Source organism: Cryobacterium sp. (assembly GCF_025463825.1).
Taxonomy (GTDB): domain Bacteria; phylum Actinomycetota; class Actinomycetes; order Actinomycetales; family Microbacteriaceae; genus Cryobacterium.
In genome coordinates, this window is the sequence record NZ_JAODBG010000009.1 from 1 (window position 1) to 21306 (window position 21306).

The window sequence follows — 21306 nt, forward strand, 5'->3', positions numbered from 1 at the left end:
GCACGCGCTCGATCTTCTCCGCCGCGAGCGTGGTGCCGTCGGCGACGACGACCTGGCCGGAATGGATGCTGCGCCCGATGCCCACACCCCCGCCGTGGTGGATCGACACCCACGTCGCGCCCGACGCCGTGTTGAGCAGCGCGTTGAGCAGCGGCCAGTCGGCGATCGCGTCCGAGCCGTCGGCCATCCCCTCCGTCTCGCGGTAGGGCGAGGCGACCGACCCCGAGTCGAGGTGATCGCGCCCGATCACGAGGGGAGCACTCAGCTCGCCCGACGCGACCATCTCGTTGAAGCGCAGCCCGGCGAGGTGGCGTTCCTTGTAGCCGAGCCAGCAGATGCGCGCGGGCAGGCCCTCGAACGCGATCTTGTCTCCCGCGGCGGTGATCCAACGGCGCAGCTTCTCGTCGTGCGGGAACAGCTCGAGAATGGCACGGTCGGTCGCCGCGATGTCGGCCGGGTCGCCGGAGAGCGCCGCCCAGCGGAACGGCCCCTTTCCCTCGGCGAAAAGCGGGCGGATGTACGCGGGCACGAAGCCGGGGAAGTCGAACGCCCGCTCGCAGCCGCCGAGGAGCGCCTCGGCGCGGATCGAGTTGCCGTAGTCGAAGACCTCGGCGCCCGCATCCTGGAAGTCGACCATGGCCTGCACCTGCTTGGCCATCGCGGCCCGGGCCCGGTCGGTGAACTCTTCGGGCTTCTCGGCCGCGTAGGCGTGCCAGTCGTCGACCGTGACGCCCTCGGGCAGGTACGCGAGCGGGTCGTGCGCGGAGGTCTGGTCGGTGACGATGTCGATCGGAACCTTGCGGGCGTACAGTTCGGCGAAGACCGTGGCGGCGTTACCGACCAGGCCCACCGAGAGAGCACGGCGGTCGGCCTTGGCAGCGAGCACCCGGGCGACGGCGTCGTCGATGTCGTCGGTCATCTCATCGAGGTAGCCGTGCTCCACCCGGCGGGCCAGCCGGGACGGGTCGACGTCGACGATCAGCACGACACCCTCGTTGAGGGTGACCGCCATCGGCTGGGCGCCGCCCATGCCGCCGGCGCCGCCGGTGAGGGTGAGCGTGCCGGCCAGGGTGCCGCCAAACCTTTTCGCGGCCACGGCGGCGAAGGTCTCGTAGGTGCCCTGCAGGATGCCCTGGGTTCCGATGTAGATCCACGAGCCGGCGGTCATCTGGCCGTACATGGTGAGGCCGAGCGATTCGAGCTTGCGGAACTCGGGCCAGGTGGCCCAGTCGCCGACCAGGTTGGAGTTGGCGATCAACACGCGCGGGGCCCACTCGTGGGTGCGGAACACACCCACGGGCTTGCCGGACTGCACGAGCAGGGTCTCGTCCTTTTCCAGCGTGGTGAGGGTGCGCACGATCGCATCGTAGGCCTCCCAGTTGCGGGCGGCCTTGCCGGTTCCGCCGTAGACGACGAGCTTCTCGGGGTGCTCGGCGACCTCGGGGTCGAGGTTGTTCATCAGCATCCGCAGCGGGCCTTCGGTCTGCCAGCTCTTGGCCGTGAGGGTGGTGCCGCGGGCGGCGCGCACCACGCGGGGCGGGTGCGCGTCGGCAACGGTGGCGGGTGCGGTGGTGTCGGTCACATCAGTCATCAAGAGTCTCGTCTTTCGTCGGAGGGGGCGGCGTCGTCACGTGCGCTGAAAATCAGTACAGGTCGCCGGTGCGGGACTGGGCGGCGGTGAGCACGGCGCCGCTTCGTACGCTGGCGGCGACCGACTCGATCTCGGGGGAGAGGAACCGGTCGGGGCCGGGGCCGGCGACCTCGCGGCGCACCTCGGCGAGCACGGCGCCGGTGGCCGGGCCCGGCAGGAGCGGGGCGCGCAGGTCGAGGGCCCGGCTCGCGGTCATGATTTCGATGCCGAGCACCCGGGCGAGCCCGTCTATGCCGGTGCGGAGCTTGCGGGCGGCGTGCCAGCCCATCGAGACGTGGTCCTCCTGCATGGCCGAGGACGGGATGGAGTCGACCGAGGCCGGCACGGCGAGTCGCTTGAGTTCGGAGACGATGCCCGCGGCGGTGTACTGGGCGATCATCAGGCCGGAGTCCACGCCGACGTCGTGGGCGAGGAAGGCGGGCAGGCCGTTGTTGCGGGCCGGGTCGAGCATCCGGTCGGTGCGGCGCTCGGACATGCTGGCCACGTCGGCCACGGCGATGGCGAGGAAGTCGAGCACGTAGGCGACCGGGGCGCCGTGGAAGTTGCCGTTGGACTCGACGCGGCCGTCGACGGTGACGACGGGGTTGTCGATGGCGGAGGCGAGTTCGCGGTCGGCGACGCGGCCGGCGTGGTCGACGGTGTCGCGGGCGGCGCCGTGCACCTGCGGGGCGCAGCGCAGCGAGTAGGCGTCCTGTACCCGGGTGCACTCCGGGCCCTTGTGGCTGGCCACGATGGGCGAGCCGGCCAGCAGGTGGCGCAGGTTCGTGGTGGAGGCCTCCTGGCCCAGCTGCGGGCGGAGGCTGGCGAGGTCGGCGGCGAAGACGGCATCCGTGCCGAGCAGGGCCTCGATGCTCATCGCGGCGGCCACGTCGGCGGTGGAGAGCAGGGTGTGCAGGTCGTGCAAGGCCAGGCTGAGCTGGCCGAGCATGCCGTCGGTGCCGTTGATGAGGGCCAGGCCCTCCTTCTCGGCCAGCAGCACCGGTTCAAGGCCCGCGTCGCGCAGGGCGTCGGCGGCGGGCAGTTCGGTGCCGGCGCGGTTGCGCACCGAACCCTCACCCATCAGGGCCAGGGCGCAGTGGGACAGCGGCGCCAGGTCGCCCGAGCAGCCGAGCGAGCCGTATTCGCGCACGATCGGGGTGATGCCCGCGTTGATCATGCCCACATACGCCTCGGCGGTGGCCAGGCGGATGCCGGTGCGCCCGGTCAGCAGCGTCGACACCCGCAGCAGCATGAGCGCGCGCACGGTCTCCCGTTCCACCTCGGGCCCGGAGCCGGCCGCGTGCGAGCGCACCAGGCTCTGCTGCAGCCGGGTGCGGTCCGCCGCGTTGATGAAGGTGGTGGCGAGGGCGCCGAAGCCGGTGGAGATGCCGTAGTGCGGCTGAACGTCAGTGGCGAGCACCTCGATGGTGGCGCGGCTGGCGGCCACCGCGGCGCGGGCGTCTTCACCGATGACCACCGGGGCGTCGTGGCGGGCGACCGCGACGACATCCGCCACGGAGACGGGTCCGGTGCCCACGATGACGGGGGTCGGCGCTTCGGGCGAAACGGGGAGGCTGGTCTCGATGGTGGAGGTGTTGAGGGGCTGCATGGTTCTATCTGACTCCAGCTCCATCGCCCGCGCAGCCTGATTTGTCGAGCTGGTGTCCCAGATACGAGACAGTGCGGCTGCCGCCCCGACGGCGCCCCGGGCGGTGAAACCGAATCTGAGATCCGGGACAGCGCTCCTCACCGTCGCCCACGGGATGGCGCAGGATTCGATTCAGTAAAGGGGTGAACCCCCCAACTGTGACGCACCCATCCCCGCAACCCCGTACCGGAATCGCCCGCATCCCGGTCTACTCCGCGGCCCTGCCCGGCACGACCCCGGTGCTCTTCCGTGCCTCCTCCAACGAGGCGGCCACGGCGCCGTCGGAGGCGGTGGTGGCCGCGGTGACCTCCGCCACCCGGGCCGGCAACCGGTACCCCGCGCTGCACGGCGCCGACTTGGTGGCGGCCCTGGCGGTCGCTGTGGGCCAGCCGGCGAGCCGGATCGCCGTCGGGGACGGTTCGCTCTCGCTGCTCAACTACCTGCTGCTGGCATTCCTCGAACCCGGCCACAAGGTGGTCTATGCCTGGCGCAGTTACGAGGCCTACCCGATCTGTGTGCTCACCTGCGGCGGCGAGCCGGCCGCCGTTCCGCTGGCCGCCGACCACAGCCACGACCTCGACGCGATGGCGGCGGCCATCGACGAGAACACCGATGTGATCATCCTCTGCAACCCCAACAACCCCACCGGCACGGCCTTCGGCGCGGATGCCCTGGCCGCCTTCCTGGCCCGGGTGCCGTCGCATGTGCTCGTCGTCCTCGACGAGGCCTACCGGGACTTCACCGGCGCCGCCGTCGCCTTCGAGGCGACGGAGCTGCTCGAGCAGCACCCCAACCTGGTCCTCCTGCGCACCTTCTCCAAGGCATATGCCCTGGCCGGCATGCGCGTGGGCTACCTGGTCGGGTCGGAGGAGATCGTGGCTGCGGTCGCCGCGGTCCTGCCACCGTTCCCGGTGGCGGCGGCTGGGGTGGCTGCAGCGGTCACCTCCCTGGGCGAGCCGGTGGTGCGCGAGGCGCTCGTGCGCACCGTCGTCGCCGACCGCGAACGGATGACTCGGGTGCTTACGGCCGCCGGGCTGCCGGTGGTGCCCGGGCATGGCAACTTCCTCTGGATCCCGCTGGGCGACGAGGCCGCTGAGCTCGCCGGCCGCCTGCGGCAGGCCGGCATCACCGTGCGGTTGTTCGCTGGTGAGGGCCTGCGCATCACGGTGGGTGAGCCCGGCCTGGACCAGGCGGTCGCCCTCGCGCTGGCGGCCGGCGAAACCGGCGCATAGACTTCCAATTCATGACCGTCTCGCCGCCCGCCCCACCCGAGAACGCCTCGCCGGCCGAGCCGGACGGGGCGGACGACTCCACCGAGAACTCGCTGGTGGTCACGCCGAGCCCGCCGCAGACCCGCTCGGTGGGCATGCCGCCGCTCGGGCCGCGCATGCCCGCGCTGCGGAACGGCGTCGCGACCCTCCGGCACCTGGCCGCCACCCCCGGTTCGGTGTCCGCCGGAGCGATCGCCCGCCAGCTGAACGTTCCCCGCAGCTCGATGTACCAGGTGCTGCAGGTGCTCATCGACGAAGGCCTGGTGGTGCACATCCCCGAGGAACAGGGCTACAAGCTCGCGATCGGGGTCTTCGAGCTCGGCTCGGCGTACCTGCGGCACCAGCCGCTCGAACACCTCGCCCGGCCGCTGCTGGTGAAACTCGCCGCGCAGATCGACCAGACCACCCACCTCGGCGTGCTGCACGGGCACGAGACCCTGTACCTGCTCAAGGAGCAGCCGCCGCAGCCGACACCCCTGGTGACCGCCGTCGGGGTGCGGCTGCCGGCGCCCCTCACGGCATCCGGTCGCGCCCTGCTGGCCTACCTGCCGCCGGCCCAGCTGGCTGCGATCTTCTCCACCAAGGACCGCTTCATCGACCGCACCGGCCGCGGCCCGCGGTCGCTGCGGGAACTGAAGGCGGTGCTGGCCGAGGACCAGGCCCGCGGCTGGTCGTATGAGCGCGGATCGGTGACGGAGAACGTGTCCTGCATTGCCGCAGCGGCCCGGGACCACAACGGCATGCCGGTCGTCAGCATCGGGGTCTCGTTCCTCACCGACCGGGTCGACGACGCCACCCGCGACTCGTACGCCCGCCTGATCGTGCAGACGGCCGACACCCTCGGCCGCCGTTTCACCGGCCGCCGCCGCCAGTAGGAGCCGGCGGCGGCTCGGCTAGTCGGTGCTGACGGCGTCGACGATCGTCTGGGCCAGCAGGATCGCACCGTCGAGCACCGCCCGGTCGGCCTCGGCGGTCACGCTCGCGGCGGCGAACTCGGCCTGGTGGTTCACCGCGGGCAGCGAGCCGATGCCCAGGTAGGGGTGGATGGCGCGAATCCGCTGGGACACGTTGCCGAGGTCCGTGGAGGCGGTGTTCATGCCGCCGGGCAGGAGTTCGTCCGGGTCCATGTCGCGGCCGAGCGCGGCCGCGTTCGCCGTGAACAGGTTCACCAGCGGCACGTCATTCCGGAACTCGGCATACCGCGGGCTGGTCTCCCGCAGCGTCCAGTCGCATCCGGTGGCCAGGGCGCCCGCGGCAAAGCAGCTGCTCACCCGGGAAAACACCTCCTCGAGTTCGGCGAGCGAGGCCGCCCGCACGTACCAGCTGCCCTTCGCGTGGTCCGGGATGGCGTTGGGTGCCGTGCCGGCCTCGGTCACGATACCGTGCACACGCACGCTGTCTGGCAGCTGTTGCCGCAGCAGGCCGATCGCCACCTGGGCGAGGGTGAACGCGTCGGCGGCGTTGACGCCCAGGTGTGGGTAGGCGCCGGCGTGGGCGGCCTTGCCGGTGTATTCCACGTCGAAGTGGGCGACCGCCCGGGGGCGGGCCATGACCGAGTCGACGGGGCCCGGGTGGATCATCATGGCCAGGTCGAGGTCGTCGAAGACCCCGGCATCGAGCATGAAGACCTTGCCGCCTCCGCCTTCCTCGGCCGGGGTGCCGATCACCTGGAGGGTGAGGCCCAGGGCGTCGACGTCGGGGGCCAGGGCGGCGGCGGCCCCGACCGTCGCGGCCGCGATCACGTTGTGGCCGCAGGCGTGCCCCAGGCCGGGAAGCGCGTCATACTCGGCGACCAGGCCGACGGTGTGCGGCCCGGAACCCTTCGTGGCCACGAAGGCCGTGGGTAACCCCGCCACCCCGTGTTCCACCGAGAAGCCGAGCGCCTCGAGGTGCCCGGTCAGCAGTTCCACCGAGCGCACCTCCTGCCAGCCGAGCTCCGGGTCGGCGTGCAGGCGGTGGCTCACGGCGAGGATCTCGGCGGCCAGTTGCTCGACCCGGGCCTGGACCAGGGCCTTGGAATCCGTCGGGGCGGGCACTATTCGTCCCCGGGGACGCCGTACGACGGCGCACCGTCCGGGTGCAGGGCCCGGGCCAGGTAATCGTGCTTCTGCGGCAGCCACAGCGCCAGCAGGCGGGTGAGTTCTGCCGCGGGGTCATCCGAGTCGTCCACCCGCAGGTCGGTGACGCGCCACTCGGCGCCTTCGACGACGCTGAGGCCGGCGGAACGCACGGGTCCCGCCTCGCCGCCGGCCTCGAGCGCGGCCAGGACACCGGCCAGCAGGCGTTCCTCGAAGGTCTCCGCGGTGCTGCCGGCGTAGCCGCCGACCATGGCGTCCAGGACGTCGAGGCCCCGCAGCATGTTGCCCGCGGCGACGGCCTGGTCGCCCACGCTCACCCCGAATTTGCCCAGGGCCTGGCTGCCGGTGTGGGTGGCGACCCGGCCCTCTGCATCGATGACGGTCAGCTGGCGAAAGTCGCTGTGGGCATCCGCCGCCACCGCCGCGGCGATGGCGGTGACTGCACTGCCGCCCGCCTCTAGCTCGTCGAGCAGCAGCGGGCCGAGCGCCGGATTGGTCACATTCTGGGAGGCCGCAACGCCGACCGACGCGCGCAGGTGCAGGCACCGGGACGCGACGGCGGGGCTGGACGAGCTGATGACCATGCCGAAAGCGCCGGTGGCGGGGTCACGGGCGGCCAGCGAAAAGGTCACGCGCCGGCCGTCTCGGTGAGCACGGCAGTGGCGTCGATCTCGACGAGCCACTCCGGCCGGGCCAGGGCCGACACGACGAGTCCGGTGGAGACCGGGTAGACGCCCTTCAACCACCGGCCCATCACCGTGTAAACCGGCTCCCGGTAGCGGATGTCGGTGAGGTAGACGACGACCTTGACGATGTGTTCGAGCGATCCGCCGGATTCCCGCAGGAGCATGTCGATGTTCGCCATGGCCTTTTCGGCCTGGGCCTCGATGTCGCCGATGCCGACGCTCTCCCGGGAGTCGAGGTCCTGGGCGATCTGCCCGCGCAGGTAGACGACCCCGCCGGCGACGACCGCCTGGCACAGGTCGTTGTGGAGGTTCTGCTCAGGATAGGTTTCCTTGGTGTTGAACGGTCGGATGCGGGTGTGGATCATCGTGGCCTTCTTTCCGACAGCCGGGTGCCGCCACCCTTAGTTTTCGCGCACGGCTCACGGAGATGCAAATAGCGGTGAGTGCCGTCGTGCATCTGAATCGTAGATGCAACCGGGCAGGCAACGCCGGGGAAATCTGCTGGCAACATCCCCCGGTCATCCGGTGGCGCCTGCACTCCCCAGGGCGCGGGCGGTGAGGCGGAGCCGGATTACGTCAGGCCCGGGAAATACCGCCGAAATAAATGGTTAACCATCTTCGATTCCGATGAGGTGCACAACTTCGGCTCATTATGAGCACGGCCACCTGGGTAGCCAGAATGGGCGGACCGTTCGCACAAGAAGGCAAATTGCCGGGTATGGAGAAGGTCGTAAATGTCAAGCACAAAGGTTGAAGTCCTCGTCGTAGGCGCCGGCCAGGCCGGGGTGGCGATGAGCGAGCACCTGAGCGAACGCGGCATCTCGCACCTCGTTCTCGAGCGCCACCGCGTCGCCGAGCGCTGGCGCTCCGAGCGCTGGGACTCCCTGGTGGCCAACGGGCCCGTCTGGCACGACCGCTTCCCGAGCCTGGAGTTCGCCGACCTCGAGCCCGGCGCGTTCGCCTCCAAGGAACAGGTCGCGGACTACTTCGTCGCCTACGCGGAGAAGATCCAGGCGCCGATCAGGTGCGGCGTCGAGGTGACCTCCGTGCGCCGGAACATCGGCGGTGCCGGCTTCCGGGTCGAGACCTCCGACGGCACCATCGACGCCCACTACATCGTGGCCGCAACCGGGCCGTTCCAGCGCCCGGTGATACCGGCCGTCGTTCCCGAGGACGCCGGATTCTTGCAGATCCACTCCAGCTCCTACCGCAACCCGCAGCAACTGCCCGGGGGTGCCGTCCTCGTGGTCGGGGCCGGCTCCTCCGGGGTGCAGATCGCAGCCGAGATCCAGAAGTCTGGCCGGCAGGTGTACCTCTCGGTCGGCCCCCACGACCGGCCCCCGCGCAGCTATCGCGGCCGGGACTTCGTCTGGTGGCTCGGTGTGCTCGGCAAGTGGGACGCATCCACCCCCGCCCTGGGCGCTGAGCACGTCACGATCGCGGTCAGCGGCGCCCACGGCGGCCACACCGTCGACTTCCGGGCACTCGCCGCCAGCGGCATCACGCTGGTCGGCCGCACCAACACGTTCGAGAACGGCACCGTTGGCTTCGGCGGGGACCTCCGCACCAACGTCGAGAACGGCGACGCCAACTACCTCTCGCTGCTCGACGAAGCCGACGCCTACGCACTCCGCAACGGCCTCGACCTGCCCGAGGAGCCGGAGGCTCGCGCCCTGGCGCCCGACCCCGAATCGGTGGCCAACCCGCTGACCGAACTCGACCTGGCCGGTGCCGGGGTTGAGTCGATCGTCTGGGCGACCGGTTTCGCCGTCGACTACAGCTGGCTGCAGGTGGACGCCTTCGACGAGAAGGGCAAGCCCAAGCACCAACGCGGCGTCTCCGCCGAGCCCGGCGTCTACTTCCTCGGGCTGCCCTGGCAGTCCCGGCGTGGCTCGAGCTTCATCTGGGGCGTGTGGCACGACGCCGGTTACGTCGCCGACCAGATCACCATCCAGCGGGGCTACCGCGCCCACAACGAGCAGGCCGCCGCCGCCCTCTAACCCAGCCCGCCCCCCACCCCCTGCGGGATGCATAACTCCTGCAATTTTCCCCAAACGGGGCCAAATCACTTGATTTGGCCCCGTATTTCAAAAAATTGCAGGAGTTATGCCACTCCGGCAGGGGTGATGGCGGCGATGAAGGCGGAGAAGCGGTCGGTGCCGGCGGTGGGCTCGGAGCCGGCGGAGATGGCCTGGGACAGGGCGATCACCGACGAGGTGGGGGTGTGGCCGCTGGCGGCACCGGCCCGCAGGTTCATCACCAAGGTGGGGCAGAGCATCAGCGCCAGCCTCACCACACGCTCCCAGTCAGCCGGCAAAGCGCCGCGGTTCGCGAGCTCCTGCAGCAGCGGGCGCCACAGGTTCGCCTCCTTGGAGGCCAGGAAGGCCTCGCGCAGGGGGCTCAGCCGCCAGTCGTGCTCGACGTGCAGGCGATCGCCGTCGCGGCGCACCGACACCGTGTAGCGTTCGGTCGCTGCGCCGGGTTCGTACAACCAGAGCGGATGCGCGAACACATTGTGGAAGGTTGCCTTCACGTCGGCGAGCAGCGTGGGAACGTGCCGGCCGGCGAACGCGGGGTCGAACGCCACCAGCTCGACGCCCTCGGCGTCGTCCCCCGTGCGGGTGAACCAGATGTTGGCGTTGTGGTCGTCGCCGTGCGCGATGACCGCCCCCGATTCGTCCAGCCGCGCCGGGGCGAGCCGGTCGCCGGCCTCGTCGAACAACGAGCCAAGGCTCTGCCCATAGTCGATGCCGTTGATGGTCCAGGTGAGGTCGGCCAGCTCGGCCCAGGGGATGCTCAGCTCGCCGAGCTGGAAGTCCTGCCCGACGTAGAAACTCGCCACCCGCCCGCCGCGGCCGGCCGGAACCGGGGCGCTGCCCGGCTGGGCCGGCGAGACCAGGCGGTGGTGGAAGAGCTGGTGGATGGGTTCGGCGGCGACGTCGGCGGCCGTGGTCTCGTGCAGCGTCGCCAGCAGACAGTCGGCGTTCCGCCGGTCGCGCTGTTCCTGGGCACGCACGATCTCGTCGGCGGTGGCGGGCCCCGGCAGGCCCGCGTCACCCGGGGTGCCGGCCGCGGCCAGCCCGAGTTCGCTGGCCCGGGCCACGTCGGCCAGCCGGGCGTCCTCGCGCAGCCGGTAGAGCAGGATCTGCCGGCCCGGTTCACCGTTGGCGAAGGTGGGCACGTCGACGAGGTAGCCGTTTTCCCGCAGCATCTCGGCGTTGTAGTACTCGGTGATGGTCGCATCCTCGCCCTCTTCGCTGTGGAACTTGAAGAAGTACCGGTCACCCGTTTCGAGCACGGCCTGCCCGTTGAGCGAGTTGAGGCTGTACTGGTCGGCGTTGATGGTGGCCGATCGCACGGCGGAGCCGGTCACGTCGGCGATCAGGCGGGAGACCTGCCGGTGGGCGGTCGCGGGGTCACCGTCGAGCACGCTCTGGCGGGCCATGGAGGCGAGGGGCGGCTGCTGGCTCACGGGTGTACTTCCTTCGGGCGGGGAAACGGGCAGGTGAATCGAGCCTGTCATCTTCATCCCACAGCCGACTGACGATTTCCCGGCTTCGCAGTGCATTATGAAATACCGGACGATGCCCCCGCCGCCGCCCAGGAACCCCCACCCGGTTCTGAGATCTGGGACAGTAGGCGGTGCGATCGTTCCGCGGCCGCCTCCCGGGCGGCCTCTAATGGAAAGAACGACCGCGTGGAAGGAGACCACATGACGACCGGATTGATGCTCGAGCGCGACCTGACCGTGCGCGTCGGACCCGTCGAGCTGCCCGCCCGCGCGGCCGGCGACGTGCGCATCCGCCCCGAGTGGGCCGGCCTCTGCGGCTCCGACCTGCACGTCTTTTCGACCGGCGCCTGGGTCGACTACTGGCCGGCGGTGCTCGGCCACGAGGTCGTCGGCACGGTCAGCGCGTCCGACGACCCCGCCGTTCCCGTCGGCACCCGGGTGGTCGCCGATTCCCGGTACGGCTGCGGCGATTGCGCCGACTGCGCCCGGTCCGCCCGGTTCTGCGCCAACCTCACCTGGCTCGGTGAAACCCGGCCCGGCGGCTACGCCACCGAACTCGATGTGCCCGCGGGCACGGTCTACCCGGTGCCTGCCGGCCTCGACCTCGACGTCGCCGTGCTCGCCGAGCCGCTGGCCGTCGTGCTGCGCGCCCTCGACGGGGTCACCACCCGGCCCGACCGGGTGCTGGTGCTCGGCTGCGGCCCGATCGGCGCCCTGATCGTCACCGAACTGCAGCACCGCTTCCCGGCCGCGGCCGTCGCGGTGAGCGAACCCCAGCCCGCCCGCGCCGAGGCGGCAACCCGGCTCGGCGCGACCGTCGTGGCTGCGCCGGCACCGGATGCCTACGACCTGGTGATCGACGCCGCCGGCTTCCCCGGCGCGGTCGCTGCGGCCTTCGCCGCGGTGCGCCGCGGCGGCACCGTGCTGGTCGTGGCCATCGGCGACCACCCGATCCCCTTCACGGCCCAGCAACTCGTCGAGAAGGGCGTCACCCTGATGGGCGGCATCGGCTTCGACGACGAGGACCTGCCGCGGGCGCTCGCCGCCCTGGCCGAACGACCCCAGCGGTACGCCGGCTTGGTCACCCACCGCGTCGACCTCACCGCCTTCCCCGAGTTTCTCGCCACGATGCCCGGCCTGAACACGGGCAAGGTCATCGTGCGGTGCCAGGCATGACCGGCGGAGCGCCGGCCGCGCGCCGCTACCTCATCACCGGCGGCACCAGCGGCATCGGTAGGGCCGTGGCCCGGCACCTCACCGCGGCAGGCCACCGGGTCTGGATCACCGGCACCCGGCCGGACACCGTCGCGGCGGCCCTCGCCGAAGGCGCGGGAGTGGGCGGCAGTGCCTGCGACATCGCCGACCCCGCCGCCGTGGCCGCGGCCTTCACCGACGCGACCCGCGTCCTCGGCGGCCTGGACGGCGTGTTCGTGAACGCCGGCATCGACGGCCAGGGCGTGCCGGCCGAGAAACTCGACCCCGCGCAGGTGCGCCGCCTGTTCGACGTGAACGTGGTGGGTGTGCTCAGCTGCGCCCAGCAGGCCCACGCCGTGCTGGAGCGGCCCGGGGTGATCGTGGTGAACGCATCCGTCAACGCGCTGAAACCCGAACTGCACTTCGCCGACTACAACGCGAGCAAGGCGGCCGCCCTGTCGGTGGCCAAATCGCTCGCGCTGGAGTGGAGCGCCGAGGGGCTGGCCGTGATCGCCGTCTGCCCGGGCTACTTCCCGTCCCGGATGACCCAACCGTTCCTGTCCGACCCCGAGGTGGCCCCCGGGCTGCTCGCCCAGATCCCGGCCGGCCGGTTCGGCCGCGACGACGACATCGGGGCGCTGCTCGAGTTCCTCCTCGGCCCCGATTCCCAATACCTCACCGGCGCCGCCATCCCCATCGACGGCGGCCGTAATGTCTGACCCCACTAACCCCACCCCGACGACCCCGCGAGACCCCAGGAGAACCATGACCCACGCAGTGAAGCCGATCCTCGAACGCGGCGCCTGGCACGAACTCGACCACGACCAGCGGGCCGACCTGACCACCCGCGGCATCGAGAAGATCTTCGACCCCGAGCTCCGCGCATCCGTGCTCGACATCATCGAGGACGTGCGCCAGAACGGTGATGCCGCCCTGGTGCGGGCCCTGGCCCAGTTCGACAAGGTCGAAATCGCCGCGGAGAACATCAAGGTGAGCGCCGAGGAGATCGCCCAGGCGCGCGCCTCGCTCGACCCCAAGCTGATCGACGCCATCCGCGACAGCATCGCGCACGTGCGCCGCTTCAACGAGCAGCTGATGCTGCACGGAAACTGGCGCTTCGAGACGGCGCCCGGGGTCATGGTGGGCGAGAAGGCCACGCCGATCGAGAGCGCCGGCCTGTTCGTGCCCAGCGGCAAGGGCTCCTACCCGTCGGTGCTGATCCAACTCGCCACGCCCGCCGTCGTCGCCGGCGTGAAGAACATCGTTGTCGTGGTGCCGCCGGTGCCCGGCACCAACGGGACCGTCGACCCGGCCGTGCTCGTCGTCGCCGACGAACTGGGCCTCACCGACGTCTTCCGGGTGAACGGCCCCGCCGGCATCGCCGCGATGGCGTTCGGCACCGAGTCGGTGCCCAAGGTGCGCAAGATCGCCGGCCCCGGCAGCCCGCCCGTCGCCTGCGCCCAGATCGAGGTGCAGCGCTACGGCACCGTCGGCGTCATGCTGCTCGGCCCCAGCGAGAGCCTGATCCTCGCCGACGACTCCGCCAGCGTCACCCTGCTCGCCGCCGACCTACTCAACGAGGCCGAGCACGGCCCAGACTCTTCCAGCGTGCTCGTCACCGACTCCCAGGAGCTCATCGACGCCCTGCAGGGTGAGGTGGCCCGCCAGGTGGAGTTGCTGCCGGAGCCGCGCCGCAGCTACGCCCTCTCGTCGCTCGGCGTGAACGGCGGCGCCGTGCTCACCCGTGACCTGGCCGAGGCCGCCGAGGTCGCCAACGCCTATGCCCCCGAGCACATGCAGCTCGTCGTGCGTGACGAGGAGGCCATCCTCGAGCTGATCATCGACGCCGGCGAGGTGCTGCTCGGTCAGGACACCACGGTGTCGATGGCGAACTTCGTGCTCGGCTGCCCGGCGTCGCTGCCCACCAGCGGCTACGCCAAGGTGAGCAGCGGCATCACCGCCGACGCCTTCCGCAAGCGCACCGCCATCGCCAAGTCGAACCGGGCCGGACTCATCGCCATGAGCGACACGGTGCTGGCGTTCACCGAGCACGAGGGGTTCCCGGCCCACGGCAACGCCGTGCGCATCCGCCTCGCCGAATCGGCCGCGCTCTAGAACCATGAAGATCACCGAGATGCTCGACCTCGTCGGCGTGCGCCGGCACCCCGCCGGGGCCGGGCCGCGCGCCCTGCGGCAGGTCTTCACGACCGCCGACCTGGGCCGGAAGGCCCGGCGCGCGCTGCCCCAACCGGTGGTCGACTACCTCGACGGCGGGGCGGATGCCGAGACCAGCCTCGCCGCCAACGAGGCCGCGTTCCGCAGCTTCCGGTTCCGGCCGGCGGCCCTCCGGGACGTCACCACGGTTGACACGGGCACGACGTTCCTCGGTTCCGACTACGCGCTGCCGCTCGGCCTCGCCCCCACCGGCTACACCCGGATGATCTCGCCGCTGGGCGAGACCGCGGTGCTGGCCGCCGCCACCCGGGCCCGGGTGCCCTACGTGCTCTCGACCATGGCGACCACCACGATCGAGGAGCTGGCCGGCACCGGCCCCCGGCCGGAAGACCTGTGGTTCCAGCTCTACGTGCTCAAGGACCGCGGCATGACGCACGACATGGTGCGCCGCGCGGCGGATGCCGGCTCCCCGGTGCTCGAGATCGCGGTGGACACCGCGGTGTCGGGCAACCGGCTGCGTGACCGCCGGAACGGGCTCACCATTCCGCCGCGGATGACCCTGTCGACCCTGTTCGACATCGGGTTGAAGCCCGGCTACTGGGCGCGGATGTCGACCCAGCCGGCCCTGGACTTCTCCAACATCCGCGCCAGTGACACGACCGGCCGGTTCAGCGGCGGGTCCATCGCCGACATTTCGGCCCAGTTCGACCCCGCGGTCACCTGGGACGACGTGGCGCGCATCCGGGAGCTGTGGCCGCACAAGCTCGTGCTCAAGGGCACCCTCGGCGCCGCCGACGCGGCGACCGCCGGGTCCCTCGGCGTGGACGGCATCCACCTCTCCAACCACGGCGGCCGCCAGCTCGACCAGACGGTGCCGCCGGTTCACCTCATCCAGGACGTGCGCCAGGCGGTGGGCCCGGATGTCGCGGTGCTCGTGGACTCCGGGGTGCGCACCGGCACCGACATTGCCATCTGCCTGGCGCTGGGCGCCGACGCGGCGTTCATCGGGCGGCCCTACCTCTGGGCGTTGTCCGCGGCGGGCGAGGCCGGGGTGGGCCACGTCATCGGCATCCTCGGCGACGAGCTGCGCCGCACGATGGCGCTGCTCGGCGTCACCTCGATCGCCGAGCTGCGCGAGCAGGGCCCGGCCCTCCTGGACCCCGCCCGGCGCTGACCGCCCAGCACTAACCACGCGGCACTTGACCGCGCACCTGTGGCCCGGCCCGCGTTCGTCGCGAGCCGGGCCACTCGTGTGCGCCCGAACCACACGCTCATCCTCAAGAGTTGCCCGGATTTGCTGGTGCGGAGGGGGCGTCGACTACCCGTTCGTCGTGTCGCTGTGCCTGGACACCGGGCACGTCGTGCTCGGCGGCGGCGACCCGATCGAGGTGGCCCGTCGCCACCGCGACCGGCTCGTCATTGCGCACTGGAAGGACGCCATCGGCCAGGTCGACCGGCACATCCCGCTGTCCCACGAGGTCTTCGCCCAGCACCGCCCGTTCTTCCGCACCGTCGGCGCCGGATCCATCGACTGGACCGCCTGGCTGGCGACCCTGGCCGAGATCGGCTTCGCCGAGTGCATCCTCCTCAAACTGGATGCTGCCGCCGATCCGGTCACCGAACTGATCAACGCGCGCACACACGTCACCGCCATCCTCACCTCGCCCGCACGCTAACCCCTCTCGTACCGTCACACCCAAGAAGCAGTTCATGAACACCAACTCACGTCTACCCCGCCAGACCAGGGTCCGCCGCCTCGCCGCCGTGGGCGGCATCCTGGGCATCTGGCAGCACCGGCCTGTTCTACACCACGACCGAGTTCCCCACCGCGCCCGACTCCGTCGCGGCCGCGTCCGGCCTGGCGTTGCGACCTGACCTCGGGGGAGACCTGGGAGCTGGGCGCCGGCCAGGTCATCATCGCCGCGGATACCCTGCGCTCGCCGCAGCTGCTGCACGCCTCCGGCATCCGCCCGGCGGCCCTCGGCCGGTACCTGAACGACCACGTGTTCCTGACCGGCACGTCCGTCGTCGTCGACGAGGAACCGGTCGCCAGCCGGCCCGACGACCTCATCATCGGCGCCTGGTGGTTGCCCAGCGCCGGGGCGCAGCAGCCGTTCCACGACCAGATGATGGACGCCATCGACCCGGTGTCGGGCAGCCACCGGTTTGGCCTGAGCTGGTACGTGCCCATCGAACTGCAGTCGGACAACCGGGTGGATATCTCCGACACCGAGGTCGACGCGCTGGGCATGCCGCGCCTGCGACTGCACTTCAGCCTCACCGACACCGACCAGGAGAACGTGCGCCTCGGCCACGCCAGCCAGCTGAAGGCTGCGGCAGCCGTGGGCACCTTCGACGAGGCGACCGCCGGTGAGCTGCCGATCGGCGGGTCACTGCACTCCACCGGCACTGGCGCATGGGCGCCGCCGACGACGGCGAGTCCGTGTGCGACCCGGACGGCCGCGTGTGGGGCACCGGCAACCTGTTCGTCGCCGGCAACGGCGTCGTGCCCACGGCGCTGGGCTGCAATTCGACGCTGACCGCCGCCACCCTGGCGGTGCGCACGGCCCGCGCCGTGGGCCACGGCCTTGCCGGGGCCGGCATGGTTGAATGATCTGAGGATCGGCCCCCAGGCGACCCGGGGGCTCCGCCCACGGGTGGGTGCCGGCACCAGACACCTGAGGAGGTGGACAATGCCCAGGCGTCCCCAGATCACCCTGATGCAGCTCACCTATTTCGTCGAGGCCGCCAACCACCTCAGCATGAGCGCCGCGGCCGACGAACTCCGGGTGGCGCAATCGGCCGTGTCGGCCTCGATCGCCCAGCTGGAAACCCACGTGGGCGCGCAGCTGTTCCTGCGGCTGCGGTCCAAGGGCCTGGTCCTCACCGCGGCCGGGGAGAGCCTGCTGCGCGACTCGACGGTCATCCTCGCCCAGCTCGACGAGGCACTGGAGTCGGCCCGCGGGGTGGAGACGCAGGTGCGCGGCGTGGTGCGGCTGGCCTGCTTCGTCACCCTCGCCCCGTTCGTGCTGCCCGGCCTGCTCTCGGTGCTCGGCGAGCGATTCCCCAAGCTCATCCTCGACGTCACCGAGGTGGATGCCGACGGCGTCCGCTCCGAGCTGCGCCGGGGCGCCGCCGAACTGGCGCTGAGCTACGGATTCTCGGTCGGCACCGACCTCACCAGCGAGACCGTGGCGGTCGCCCGGCCCTACGCGGTGCTGCCGGCCCAGCATCCGCTGGCGGCGCGCGGCACCGTGCACCTGCGCGAGCTCGGGCTGGAGAAGCTCATCCTGCTCGACCTGCCGCACAGCCGCGACTACTTCCTGAACCTGCTGGGCAGCGTGGGCATCGAGCCGAACATCCGTTACCGCTCGACCAGTTACGAGACCGTGCGGGCCCTCGTGGCGCGCGGCCACGGGTATTCAATCCTCAACCAGCGGCCGGTGCCGTCGGAGACCTACGACGGCGGGCAGGTGGCCGTGGTCGAAATCGCCGATGAGGTGGCGTCGCTGCCGATCGTGATCTCCACCGTCACCTCGATGCGCTCCACAGCCCGGGCCCGCGCGGTGGCCGACTGCATCCGGGAAATCCTGGCCTGACCTGTCCCCCCGCCTCGCTACGGGTCGTCGGTCGCAGCAGAAAACCGCGAAAACTGGATCAACAAAAGTGATAGCGCACGCGATCGTCATATTCCCGCAATCCGGTGCGCCTATCGTGATGGGCTATCGGACCCGGCCCGCCCGCGAAGGAGATCCCCATGACCAGCACCGCCCCCGTCCTGCCCGCGATCGACGGCCGCGCGGTCATCGACGGTCGGCGCAGCGACGCCGCCGACGGCCGCACCCTCGGCAACACCTCCCCGGGCACCGGCGCCGACCTCGGACCGCTGAGCCTCTGCGGCCCCGCCGACGTCGACCGCGCCGTGTCGGGCGCGGCGGCCGCCTTCGAGTCCGGGCGGTGGAGCGGGGCGGACGCCGCCGAGCGGAAGCGCGTGCTCCTCGACCTGGCTGACCGGATCGACGCCGCCACCGACGAACTGGCGATGCTCGAGTCGATGGACATGGGCAAACCCGTGCACGAGGCCCGTGCGGTGGACGTACCCGGCGCCGCCGCGACGTTCCGTTGGTACGCCGAACTCGTCGACAAGCTCACCGACGAGGTGCCCGCCACCCCGCCCGGCTCCACCGCCGTGGTGTCCCGCCGCCCGCTCGGCGTGGTGGGCGCCATCGTGCCGTGGAACTACCCGCTCGAGATCGCCGCCTGGAAGCTCGCGCCGGCGCTCGCCGTGGGCAACAGCGTCGTGCTCAAGCCCGCCGAACTCTCCAGCCTGACCGCGCTGCGGCTCGGCGACCTCGCGCTGGAGGCCGGGTTGCCCGCGGGGGTGCTCAACGTCGTCACCGGCACCGGCGCGATCACCGGGGATGCCCTCGCCCGGCACCGCCGGGTGGACGCGCTGACCTTCACCGGGTCGACCGCCACCGCCCAGCGGCTGATGGTGGCGACCGGGGAGACCGGCCTCAAGCGCCTGAGCCTGGAGGCCGGCGGCAAGAGCGCCAACATCGTCTTCGCCGACACCGACGACCTGGCCGCCGCCGCCGCGAAGGCGGCCTTCGGCGCCTTCTACAACCAGGGTGAGGTCTGCTCGGCCAATTCGACGATCCTCGTCGAACGCCCGGTCTACGACCAGTTCCTGGCCCTGTTCGTGGCGGAGGCCGCCGCCTACGAACCGGGCGACCCGTTCGATGCCGCCAGCGGCATGGGTGCGCTCGTCAGCGCCGCGCACGCCGACAGTGTTCAACGTGCCATCCAGTCCGGCGCCGACTCGGGCGAGATCGTGCACGGCGGCGAGCGGATGAGCATCACCGGGTCCACCGCGTACCTGCGCCCCACCGTGATCACCGGTCTCGACCAGGACCATCCGCTGCACCAGCACGAGATCTTCGGCCCGGTCGTCACCGTCACCCCCTTCGACACCGAGGACGAGGCCATCCGCCGCGCCAACTCGACCTCGTTCGGCCTGGCGGCCTCGGTCTGGACCAGCGGTTTCGCCCGCGCGCACCGGGTTTCGGCCCGCCTCGTCGCCGGCACGGTGTCGGTGAACACGGTCGACGCCCTCGGCCTGACCACCCCGTTCGGCGGCTTCAAACAGTCCGGTTTCGGCCGGGACCTCTCCGCCCACGCCATCGACAACTACGTGGGCCTGAAGACCACCTGGTTCCAGCACGGCTGAGCCGCGCCCCGCCTCCTCCCGTACTCCTGAAAGGCCTCACCTTGTCCAAGTACCCCGACGCCCTGGCCGATTACCTCGTGGTGGGCGGTGGCACCGCCGGGTGCATCGTCGCCGCCCGGCTGAGCGAAGACCCCTCGGTGACCGTCGCCCTGCTCGAAACCGGTCCGAGCGACACGGACGAGCCGCGCGCCCAGTCGATCCGCCGCTGGGCGGACATGCTCGAAGGGGAATACGACTTCGACTACCGCAGCGTGCCGCAGGAGCGCGGCAATTCCGACATCCGGATGGCCCGCATGGGCATCCTGGGCGGCTGCTCGACGGCGAACACCATGATCACCTGGCGGCCCATGCGCGGCGACCTCGACGAGTGGGTCACGCTGGGGGCCGAGGGCTGGACCCCGGAGGTGCTCTGGCCCTGCTTCGACCGCCTGCTGGCGCCGGTGTCCGTCATCCCGCCGGCGGACCGCAACCCCTACCTGCAGCAGGTGATCGAGTCCGCGGCCGCGGCCCTCGACGTGCCCGTGCGGGAGTCGTGGAACGACACCGAGTTCGTGGACGGCGCCGGCTACTTCGAGATCGGCTACGACCCGGCCACCAACCAGCGCTCGTCGGCGTCGTTCAGCTACATCCATCCGGTGGTCGACGACCGCCCCAACCTGACGGTCCAAACCGGGACCCGCGCCCTCCGGGTGCTCGTTGAGGACGGCGTGGCGGTCGGCGTGCGGGTGCGCCGTGCGAACGGCACCGAGGAGGAGTTGCGGGCCGGCATCGAGGTCATCCTCTGCGCCGGGGCGATCGACTCGCCGCGGCTGCTGCAGCTGTCGGGCATCGGTCCGCGGGCGGTGCTGGACGCCGCTGGCATCCCCTGCCTCGTCGACCTGCCCGGTGTGGGCGAGAACCTGCAGGACCACGCCGAAGGGCTGGTGGTCTGGCAGACCGAGTTCGAGCCCGGCCCGGTCTGCGCCACCGGCTGGGATGCCGGCTACGTGGTGAGCCTGGACGCCGCGAACAACCTGCCCGACGTGTCCACCCACATTCCGCTGGAGACCTGGGGGGTGCACGTGGAGAACTCCGGCGTGCCGCTGCCCGAGCACACCCTGTCGCTGGCGCCGAACGTGTGCAAACCGCGAAGCCGCGGCCGGGTCTGGATCACGGACGCCGACCCCGACACCGTGCCCGCGATCGACTACCGCTACTTCACCGACCCGGAGGGCCACGACGAGGCCATGCTGGTCGCCGGCATCCGCCTCGCCCGCCGGGTCGGGCACGCCGAGCCGTTCCGGTCGCTGCTGGGCCGCGAGGTCTTCCCTGGTCCCCAGGCGCAGACCGACGCCGAGATTTCGGCGCTGGCCCGGGCGACCCACCAGACCGTGTACCACGTCAGCGGCACCTGCAAGATGGGGGCGGATGATGATGCCTCCGCGGTCCTGGACCCGCAGCTGCGGGTGCGCGGGGTGCGTGCCCTGCGGGTCGTGGACGCCTCGGTGTTTCCCACCGTCACGGCGCTGAACCCGGTGGGCACCATCATGGCTGTCGCCGAACGAGCCGCGGACCTGATCCGGCAGCACGCCTGACCCGGGCCGGTTTTCCGCCGGTCGCTGCCCGCCGTCCCAGATCTCAGATCCTCCCCGCTGGATAACAATTTGTGAAATTTTCATTTTGTGAAACATGGGCGAAATAGACGCCCGGAAACGGCGGCCCCACCCGGAATTGTGCGGCCGCCGGAGTCGCCTTTGTTACGGGCAGGTTAACCAGCCCGCCAGACGGTACGGCTATCGGCAATTCCGATGCAGTCCGACCCCTGATTGTGTTGAAACGGGTTCGAATCGGTCAATTACGCTTTCACGAGCAGCGCTGCAGAAAGAGCCGCCACGGATCCCGGT

General features: G+C 71.1%; 18 protein-coding genes. 12 read left to right on the plus strand and 6 right to left on the minus strand.

The genetic code is table 11. The features are described from left to right. Both hutU and hutH read right to left on the minus strand, forming a co-directional pair. Positions 1-1591: urocanate hydratase (gene hutU, locus JWP54_RS00755; protein WP_297366275.1), on the minus strand; the 1591-nt coding region annotated here is incomplete at its 3' end. A gap of 52 nt (positions 1592-1643) precedes the next feature. Continuing rightward, complete coding sequence (hutH, locus tag JWP54_RS00760; RefSeq protein ID WP_297366276.1) at positions 1644-3239, minus strand: histidine ammonia-lyase; 1596 nt, start codon at positions 3237-3239, stop codon at positions 1644-1646. A 197-nt stretch (positions 3240-3436) separates the two neighbouring features. On the opposite strand from hutH, the gene JWP54_RS00765 reads away from it, so the two are divergent. After that, positions 3437-4510, plus strand: a complete 1074-nt coding sequence (locus tag JWP54_RS00765) for an aminotransferase class I/II-fold pyridoxal phosphate-dependent enzyme (RefSeq protein ID WP_297366277.1) — start codon at positions 3437-3439, stop codon at positions 4508-4510. Between the two features lie 11 nt (positions 4511-4521). Continuing rightward, positions 4522-5424: an IclR family transcriptional regulator gene (locus tag JWP54_RS00770; RefSeq protein ID WP_297366278.1), complete on the plus strand. Its 903-nt coding sequence runs from the start codon at positions 4522-4524 to the stop codon at positions 5422-5424. A gap of 18 nt (positions 5425-5442) precedes the next feature. On the opposite strand, the gene JWP54_RS00775 is transcribed toward JWP54_RS00770, so the two are convergent. Genes JWP54_RS00775 through JWP54_RS00785 form a run of 3 tightly spaced genes read right to left on the minus strand, consistent with a single transcriptional unit; the run spans position 5443 to position 7678 of the window. After that, the gene (locus JWP54_RS00775) at positions 5443-6585 is read right to left on the minus strand and encodes a M20 family metallopeptidase (protein ID WP_297366279.1); all 1143 of its coding nucleotides are present in this window, start codon (positions 6583-6585) and stop codon (positions 5443-5445) included. After that, a complete protein-coding gene (locus JWP54_RS00780) occupies positions 6585-7259 on the minus strand; it encodes a DUF1028 domain-containing protein (protein WP_297366280.1) in 675 nt (224 codons plus the stop codon). The genes JWP54_RS00775 and JWP54_RS00780 overlap by 1 nt, the downstream gene beginning before the upstream one ends. Next, positions 7256-7678: a RidA family protein gene (locus tag JWP54_RS00785; RefSeq protein ID WP_297366281.1), complete on the minus strand. Its 423-nt coding sequence runs from the start codon at positions 7676-7678 to the stop codon at positions 7256-7258. The genes JWP54_RS00780 and JWP54_RS00785 overlap by 4 nt, the downstream gene beginning before the upstream one ends. 369 nt (positions 7679-8047) lie before the next feature. Here JWP54_RS00785 and JWP54_RS00790 point away from each other — a divergent pair, with 369 nt between their 5' ends. Beyond that, complete coding sequence (locus JWP54_RS00790; RefSeq protein WP_297366282.1) at positions 8048-9313, plus strand: NAD(P)/FAD-dependent oxidoreductase; 1266 nt, start codon at positions 8048-8050, stop codon at positions 9311-9313. A gap of 104 nt (positions 9314-9417) precedes the next feature. On the opposite strand, the gene JWP54_RS00795 is transcribed toward JWP54_RS00790, so the two are convergent. Beyond that, positions 9418-10785: a hypothetical protein gene (locus JWP54_RS00795; RefSeq protein WP_297366283.1), complete on the minus strand. Its 1368-nt coding sequence runs from the start codon at positions 10783-10785 to the stop codon at positions 9418-9420. A 240-nt stretch (positions 10786-11025) separates the two neighbouring features. Here JWP54_RS00795 and JWP54_RS00800 point away from each other — a divergent pair, with 240 nt between their 5' ends. The 9 genes from JWP54_RS00800 to JWP54_RS00840 all read left to right on the plus strand — a co-directional run bounded on the left by JWP54_RS00800 (position 11026) and on the right by JWP54_RS00840 (position 20997). After that, positions 11026-12000, plus strand: a complete 975-nt coding sequence (locus tag JWP54_RS00800; protein ID WP_297366284.1) for an alcohol dehydrogenase catalytic domain-containing protein — start codon at positions 11026-11028, stop codon at positions 11998-12000. Then, positions 11997-12737, plus strand: coding sequence for an SDR family NAD(P)-dependent oxidoreductase (locus JWP54_RS00805; protein ID WP_297366285.1), 741 nt, complete (start codon positions 11997-11999; stop codon positions 12735-12737). Before JWP54_RS00800 ends, JWP54_RS00805 begins: the two co-directional genes overlap by 4 nt. Before the next feature lie 46 nt (positions 12738-12783). Beyond that, a complete protein-coding gene (gene hisD / locus JWP54_RS00810) occupies positions 12784-14133 on the plus strand; it encodes a histidinol dehydrogenase (protein WP_297366286.1) in 1350 nt (449 codons plus the stop codon). 4 nt (positions 14134-14137) lie between these two features. Further along, positions 14138-15367 (plus strand): alpha-hydroxy acid oxidase, encoded by a 1230-nt coding sequence (locus JWP54_RS00815; RefSeq protein ID WP_297366287.1) that lies wholly within the window; start codon positions 14138-14140, stop codon positions 15365-15367. Positions 15368-15524: 157 nt separating this feature from the next. Further along, on the plus strand, positions 15525-15869 hold the full coding sequence (locus tag JWP54_RS00820; RefSeq protein WP_297366288.1) for a sugar phosphate isomerase/epimerase: 345 nt from the start codon (positions 15525-15527) through the stop codon (positions 15867-15869). A 740-nt stretch (positions 15870-16609) separates the two neighbouring features. Next, complete coding sequence (locus tag JWP54_RS17620; protein ID WP_367274161.1) at positions 16610-16807, plus strand: GMC oxidoreductase; 198 nt, start codon at positions 16610-16612, stop codon at positions 16805-16807. A 79-nt stretch (positions 16808-16886) separates the two neighbouring features. Further along, the gene (locus JWP54_RS00830) at positions 16887-17792 is read left to right on the plus strand and encodes a LysR family transcriptional regulator (RefSeq protein ID WP_297366290.1); all 906 of its coding nucleotides are present in this window, start codon (positions 16887-16889) and stop codon (positions 17790-17792) included. Between the two features lie 158 nt (positions 17793-17950). Beyond that, positions 17951-19423, plus strand: coding sequence for an aldehyde dehydrogenase family protein (locus JWP54_RS00835; protein WP_297366291.1), 1473 nt, complete (start codon positions 17951-17953; stop codon positions 19421-19423). A 41-nt stretch (positions 19424-19464) separates the two neighbouring features. Beyond that, positions 19465-20997 carry a GMC oxidoreductase gene (locus JWP54_RS00840; RefSeq protein WP_297366292.1) on the plus strand — a complete coding sequence of 511 codons (1533 nt, stop codon included), beginning with the start codon at positions 19465-19467 and terminating at the stop codon, positions 20995-20997. The last annotated feature ends 309 nt before the right edge of the window (positions 20998-21306 follow it).